This is a genomic window from Streptomyces milbemycinicus (assembly GCF_002154605.1).
GTDB lineage: Bacteria > Actinomycetota > Actinomycetes > Streptomycetales > Streptomycetaceae > Streptomyces > Streptomyces milbemycinicus.
In genome coordinates, this window is the sequence record NZ_MUNE01000676.1 from 1 (window position 1) to 6,612 (window position 6,612).

Consider the following 6,612-nt stretch of genomic DNA (forward strand, 5'->3'; position numbering starts at 1 on the left):
GCGTCGTCGAGGGGGTCGGCGACAGCTTCTGCGTGATCCGGAGCGCGGTCGCCGCGACCGCGTCCCGTCCCGCGGTCCACGTCGACACCACGTCCGCGCCGGGCAGCGCGCCGGGCAGCGCCGAGGACACCGCCTGCAAGTACGCCCGCCGCAGCTCCGCGTTGACGTTCACCTTGGCCACGCCGCGCCGTACCGCCCCGAGCAGCTGCTCCTCGGGCAGCCCGCTCGCGCCGTGCAGTACGAGAGGCACCGCGACCGCGGCGCGGATGCGCGCCAGGCGGTCCAGATCGAGTCGTACGGGCTCGGCCGTGAAACCGTGGACGTTTCCGACCGCGACCGCCAGCGCGTCCACACCCGTGGCGGCCACGAACTCCGCGGCCTGCTCCGGGTCGGTCATGGAGCCGCCGGCCGCGCGGGCGTCGGTCGAAACGTCCTCGTCGCCCGCCAGCGCGCCCAGTTCGGCCTCGACCCAGACGCCCGCGGCGTGCGCGCGCTCGACGGCCTTGCGGGTGAGCGCGACGTTCTCCGCGAAGGGGAGGTGTGAGCCGTCGACCATGACGGAGGTGTAGCCCGCCTCGACGCAGGCCGTGATCTCCTCCAGGTCCCGGCTGTGGTCCAGATGCACGCCGAGCGCGGCGTCCGAGCGCCGGGCGGCGTCGAGGGCGAGGGCCATCAGGGCCGCGCGGCCCGCGTGTTTGAAGGCGCTCGATCCGGCCTGGAGCAGCACCGGCCGGCCGGCGGCCTCGGCCGCGGCGACGATGCCCTGGACGGTCTCGAGGTTGTAGGCGACGAAGCCCGGTATCGCCCGGCCCTCGCGGGCGGCGGCGGTCAGGGCGTCGGTTCCATGCAGCAGCATCATCGGCTCCGGAGCAGGTCGATCGCGTCGGCGAGGGCGTTGTCGTCACCGACGTTGCCGGCGAAGACGATGTACGGGATGCCGACGCTGGGGCCGGACTCGGGCTGCCACAGCGAGACGATGCCGGGGAGCAGGGTGCCGCGCGCCCAGGCCCGGCGGATCTCCAGGCCCTCGGTCGCGATATCGCTGGAGGTGATGCCGCCCTTGGCGACGACGAACGTGGGCCGCCGCTCGGCGGTGATCGCCCGTACGGTCTCGACCAGCGCGGCGGACACATTGCGGGCGATGGCGAGCGAGTCGTCCGCGTCGGCGCCGGTGACGAGCGAGCGGGTGGTGCGCACCACGACCTCGCTCTCCTCCAGCGCGCGGGCGCAGGCCCGCGCCACCTCGGAGATGTGCGCGGCGCGGCGCTCCTCGTCGAGCAGGGCGTGGACGTCGAGTTCGAACTCGGCGATCCCGCCGCGCTCGCGCAGCCGGTCCAGCTGGCGGGTGGTGAGCCCGACGTGCGAGCCGACGGCGATCAGGCCGTGGGCATGGTCGCGGTCGGGGCCCGCCGGGCCCGCCGCGTCCCGCCCCGCCCGAAGCTCCTCCGCGGTCAGCGGGGCGCGGGCGGCCTGGCCCGCGCGGGCCCGTACGAAGGAGGGGCCGCAGCGGTACAGCAGCCGGGCGCCGGCGGCCTCCGCCGTGGCCGAGGCGAGGGCGAGGACGCGCAGATCGTCGTCGGTCAGGGCGTCCGCGACGGCCGTCCGGCCCTCGCGCAGCGAGCCCAGCAGCCCGGCCACGTGCTGGGGGCCGCGCACCCGCAGGTCCTCCAGGGTGATGCGCAGCACGTCGGCCGCGGCCACCCGGCCGCCGGTCTTCTCCTCGATCCACTCCGGGAGGCGGGAGTTGGCGTAGCCGAACGTGGCGTCGCGCGCGAACTCGCTCTGCCCGACCGGCAGCATCCCCTCCGCCGTACGCATCCAGTGGACCGAGTCGGCGGTGAGCCGCCCGGCCTCGATATACGCGGGGACGAGGACGACACCGTCCACGGGCACCTCGTCGGCCAGGACGTCCGTCTCCAGCGGGAAGTGTCCGCGCAGCGTGGAGTCGCCGCGGCTGGCCAGTACGTAGCCGATGCCCTCGGCGGCCGACGCCTGCGCCAGGGCGCGGACGACCTCGCGGTTGCGGACGGCGGCGGCGTCCGGGGCGAGGCTGCGGGTGTTGGTGAGCACGAAGAAGGCCGTGCTGTCCTGGCGCAGCGCCCACCGCAGGTCCTCGACCGTCCAGGTGGTGAGGACGGGCACATCGGCGACGGTCTGGGTGCCGGTCGGGTCGTCGTCGAGCACGACCAGGCGGCGGTCCGCGGCGAGCGCGGCGGTCACCTCGGCGGGGGTCACTTCGCGGGGCGGGGGCAGCTCGTGCGCCTCGGGGAAGCGGAGGGTCTGGGGCATGGGTGGATCAACTTTCGTGCGGTGTCCGGGCAGGCCGGGGGCGTCCGGGCAGGCCGGGGCCGTGGTGTGGGCGTGGTGTGGCGCCCTCTGGCGTGACGGTCAGGGCGCGCCCGGAATGTGGTGCTTGGGGCAGAGTGGGTTCAGGCGTCCGGTTGCTCGGCGACCCGCATGACATGCGTACGCAGATCGTCCGTCGTCTGCGCCATGTGGTCGTCCATCGCGCGCCGGGCCTTCTCCGGATCCGCCGCGCGCAGCGCCTCCAGGACGGCCTCGTGGTGCTGGATGGCGTTCGTACGGATCTGGGGCACGGCCGATGTCTGCCGCCGGCCCTCGACGAGCAGCCTGCCGAAGGGTTCGAAGAGCAGGGGTACGAAGGCGTTGCCGGAGGCCCGCATCACCACGTCGTGGAAGGCGATGTCCGCCTCGACGAACTGCTCGGTGTCCCCGGCCCGCGCGGCGGCCCGCATCTCCTCCAGCAGCTCGTCGAGTTGCGCCAGGTCGTCGCCCGAGCGCCGGGTGGCGGCCAGCTGGGCCGCCCCGACCTCGATCATCCGCCGCGCCTCGATCAGCTTCTCGGAGACCGCGCCGCCCGTCCGGGGCCCGGCGGCCGCGGCGCGGATCATCGGTTCGAGCGCGGTCCACTGGTCGGGCGTGTTGACGTAGGTGCCCCGGCCGCGGTGGATGCGGACGATGTTCTGCGCCCGCAGAACCTTGATCGCCTCGCGGAGCGTGAGCCGGCTGGCCTCGTGCTGCTCGGCCAGCACGGCCTCCGGGGGGAGCGCGGTGCCGGGCGGGTAGTGGCCGTCGATGATCGCGGACAGCAGTCGCTCGGCGATGTCGTCGGACAGCGGCATTGCTGTCGACCTCCTTGCCGTGTGCATCAGACATCAGACATCTGATGTCCCAGTGAAGGTAGGCAGGGTTTTGACCGTCGTCAACCCCCTGCGGCGAAAAAGACGACCCCCGCCGGGCCGTGGGTGGCGCGCCGGGCGGGGGCCGTAAGACAGCAGAGTGTGTCCGGTCAGGCGTCGGGGTCCACGCCGACCGTGAGGGTGCCCTTGTAGCCCGCCGAGGTCGCGGAGCCCAGCGCGGTGAGGGTCAGCAGCCCGGAGGCCGCCCCGCCGCCGTCGTAGATGCCGTCGGCGTCGAGGGTGGTGCGGGGGACGGTGTTGGTGGAGTACGGGGAGAGCTTCGCGACCGCCTGGGTGATGGTCTCGGAGAAGAAGAGCTGACCGGTGTGGATCTCGTTGCCACCGGTGAACGAGCCGTCGGAGGTGAGCGTGACGTCAGTGTGCACCTTGAGGTGGATGTGGATGCAGCGGCCCCGGTACCAGCCGGGGTAGATGCCGGTGAGCTTGGCGATCCCGTCGGTGCCGGTGAGCACGCCGCCGCGGAGGAACTTGCCGTTGTCCGGCTCCTGGTGGCCGTTGTTGCCGACGAAGCCGGAGTACTCGCCGAGCGCGTCGCAGTACCAGATCTCCACGAGCGCCTTGTCGAGGGGCGCGCAGGTGGCGTTGTCGACGACGGTGAGGGCGAGCTGGAGCGGGATTCCGGGCTTGCTCTCCGAGACGTCGGAGCGGACGAGCGCGTGCTCGAGGTAGTAGGGGCCTTCGGTGAGCTCCTTGGTGAGGGTGCAGACGGCGGCCGCCACGGGGGCGACCCGGGGGGAAGCGGCCTGGGGCTCGGCTTCGGCTTCCGCGCGGCCGGCGGTGGCGACGGCCGCGCCCAGTCCGACGGCCGCGGCGGCGGCGCTACCGGCGATCAGTACTCTGCGGCGCCCGATGGGGGCGGGCGTCCTGTCGATTTGCGGCTCTGCCGCGTGGTCTGTCATGAGCACGCAAAGTAGAAGGGCTTTCTGTGTGACCGCTGTGGGTTCGGCAAAGTCTCCGCGCGTCAACAGGTCTTTAACGCCAACTCCTTGTGGCGCAAGTGATGCGATGGGCGTTCAGTGAAAGGTTGTTGACGGTGATGGCAAGGGCGTTGACATCACTACAAGCGCTTACTAGCTTCGTTCCCGGTAGCTGCCCTCTGCTGGCACGGACTGACCACCCGCTTGGCGGCAGAGTCGAACACGTCAGAGAACACGTCAGAGCCGCACCTTTGGCGATCTCCACCGGCCCTAGCGACCAGCGTGCTTGCCGCTCTTCAGCAAGCGCTTGCCTCCCCTCCCGTGTGGAGATCTTCTCGGAATGAGAGGACTCCCCCCATGACAGAACAGCGCACCATCCTCCGCAGGCGCCAACTCACCGCCCTCGCCGCGGGTGTCGTGGCCGCGCTCACCCTCGGCACCGTCTCGGCCGTCTCCGCCCACGGCGCGCCGTCCGGCGACACGGCCGGCACCGCCATCACGGCCGAGAACTCGCCGATCGGCTTCGGCGCGGGCACCACCGGCGGCGGCAACGCCTCCGCCACCACCGTCACCACCCTGGCCGCCTTCAAGAGCGCCGTCGCGAGCGACAGCGCGAAGGTCGTCAAGGTGTCCGGCCTCATCTCGCTGTCCGGGCAGGTGGACATCGGGTCCAACACCACCGTGCTGGGCGTGGGCTCGTCGTCCGGGTTCACCGGCGGTGGGCTGCGGCTGAAGGAGAAGACCAACGTCGTCATCCGCAACCTGAACATCAGCAAGCCGGTCGCCCCCGCGGACGCCATCACCGTCCAGAAGTCCACAAAGGTGTGGATCGACCACAACACCCTTTCGGCCGACCGGGACCACGACAAGGACTACTACGACGGCCTGTTGGACATCAACCACGCGTCCGACAACGTCACGGTGTCCTGGAACAAGTTCGCCGACCACTTCAAGGGCAGCCTGGTCGGACACAGCGACAACAACGCGAGCGAGGACACCGGCCACCTGAAGGTGACCTACAGCCACAACTGGTTCTCCAACGTGTACTCGCGGATCCCGAGCCTGCGGTTCGGGACCGGGCACTTCTACGACAACTACGTGCAGGGCGCGGAGACCGCCGTGCACCCCAGGATGGGCGCGCAGATGCTCGTCGAGAACAACGTGTTCCGTGACACGAAGGTGGCGGTGACCACCAACCGCGACAGCGACGTGGACGGATACGCGGTGCTGCGCGGCAACGACCTGGGTGGCGCCGCCACCGAGATCTCCCAGGTCGGCAGCTTCACCAACCCGCCGTACTCGTACACCGCCGAGCCCGCGTCGTCGGTCGTCGGGGCGGTGACCGGGCAGGCCGGGGCGGGCAAGATCTGAGCACCACCCCCGCACCTCGCACCCGTACCGCCCCGCCGGAGCCGACTCCGGCGGGGCGGTACTCCCCGTAACCCTCCCGGGAGAGGACCCCACATGAGACGGGCCACACGGCTGGCAATCGCACTGACGGCGGCGCTCGCCGCGGCCACGGCAGCGCTGGGCGGCGGCACATCGGCCGCGGCGTTGGACACCCCCTCCGCCGCCGCGAACGTCCCCACCGCCGCGCCCGACAGCGGCTCGTTCAATGTGCTCAGCTACAACGTGGCCGGGCTGCCCGAGGGGCTGTCCTCCAGCCACCCCGAGAAGAACACCCCGCTCATCTCGCCTCGCCTCGGCGCGTACGACCTCGTCAACGTCCAGGAGGACTTCAACTACCACGCCGCGCTGTACGCCGGCGACGACCACCCGTACCGCACCCCGACCAGCGGCGGAGTGCCCTTCGGCGACGGCCTCAACACCCTCTCCGACCTGCCGTACGACGACTTCGAGCGGGTGAAGTGGGCCAGGTGCAACGGCACCGACTGCCTCACCCCCAAGGGTTTCTCCCTCGCCCGCGCCCGCTTGGCCGAAGGCGTCTACGTCGACCTGTACAACGTCCACACCAACGCGGGCACGACCGCCGCCGACCTCACCGCCCGCCGCGCCAACATCACCCAGCTCTCCGACTTCATCGCCGCCAACTCCGCCGGCAACGCGGTCATCGTGATGGGCGACACCAACACCCGCTACACCCGCGCCGAGGACAACATCCGCGACCTGACCGGCCGCAACGGCCTCACCGACGCCTGGGTCCAGCTCATCCGCGGCGGCTCCGCCCCGCCCGCCGGATCCGACGCCCTGGTCTGCGACCCGGACCACGTCACCAACACCTGCGAGGTCGTCGACAAGATCCTCTACCGCTCCAGCCCGCTGCTCACCCTCACCGCCACCCGCTACAACAACGAACACCCGGACTTCCTCGACGCCGCCGGCGAACCGCTGTCCGACCACTACCCGCACACCGTCGACTTCTCCTGGAAGCTCCCGCAGGGCCTGCGCGCCAGCGACCAGTTCGGCGGCCCCCACGGCACGGCCTTCAACGACGCCGACGACCTCCCCGCCAC

The 6,612-nt window shown here is 71.6% G+C and carries 6 protein-coding genes; 2 read left to right on the forward strand and 4 right to left on the reverse strand.

Annotation, left to right across the window (positions count from 1 at the left end):
- From CCN51_RS42415 to CCN51_RS42430, 4 genes are all read right to left on the reverse strand, one after another.
- Positions 1-856: class II fructose-bisphosphate aldolase (locus CCN51_RS42415; RefSeq protein WP_086860794.1), on the reverse strand; the 856-nt coding region annotated here is incomplete at its 3' end.
- Positions 856-2,289: a four-carbon acid sugar kinase family protein gene (locus CCN51_RS42420; protein WP_014179989.1), complete on the reverse strand. Its 1,434-nt coding sequence runs from the start codon at positions 2,287-2,289 to the stop codon at positions 856-858. The genes CCN51_RS42420 and CCN51_RS42415, both read right to left, overlap by 1 nt.
- Before the next feature lie 140 nt (positions 2,290-2,429).
- A complete protein-coding gene (locus CCN51_RS42425) occupies positions 2,430-3,143 on the reverse strand; it encodes a FadR/GntR family transcriptional regulator (protein WP_014179990.1) in 714 nt (237 codons plus the stop codon).
- A gap of 167 nt (positions 3,144-3,310) precedes the next feature.
- Complete coding sequence (locus tag CCN51_RS42430) at positions 3,311-4,120, reverse strand: intradiol ring-cleavage dioxygenase (RefSeq protein ID WP_014179991.1); 810 nt, start codon at positions 4,118-4,120, stop codon at positions 3,311-3,313.
- Between the two features lie 375 nt (positions 4,121-4,495).
- On the opposite strand from CCN51_RS42430, the gene CCN51_RS42435 reads away from it, so the two are divergent.
- Positions 4,496-5,509, forward strand: a complete 1,014-nt coding sequence (locus CCN51_RS42435) for a pectate lyase family protein (protein WP_014179992.1) — start codon at positions 4,496-4,498, stop codon at positions 5,507-5,509.
- 93 nt (positions 5,510-5,602) lie between these two features.
- A partial coding sequence (locus CCN51_RS42440) for an exonuclease/endonuclease/phosphatase family protein (RefSeq protein ID WP_107426210.1) occupies positions 5,603-6,612 on the forward strand: 1,010 nt, incomplete at its 3' end.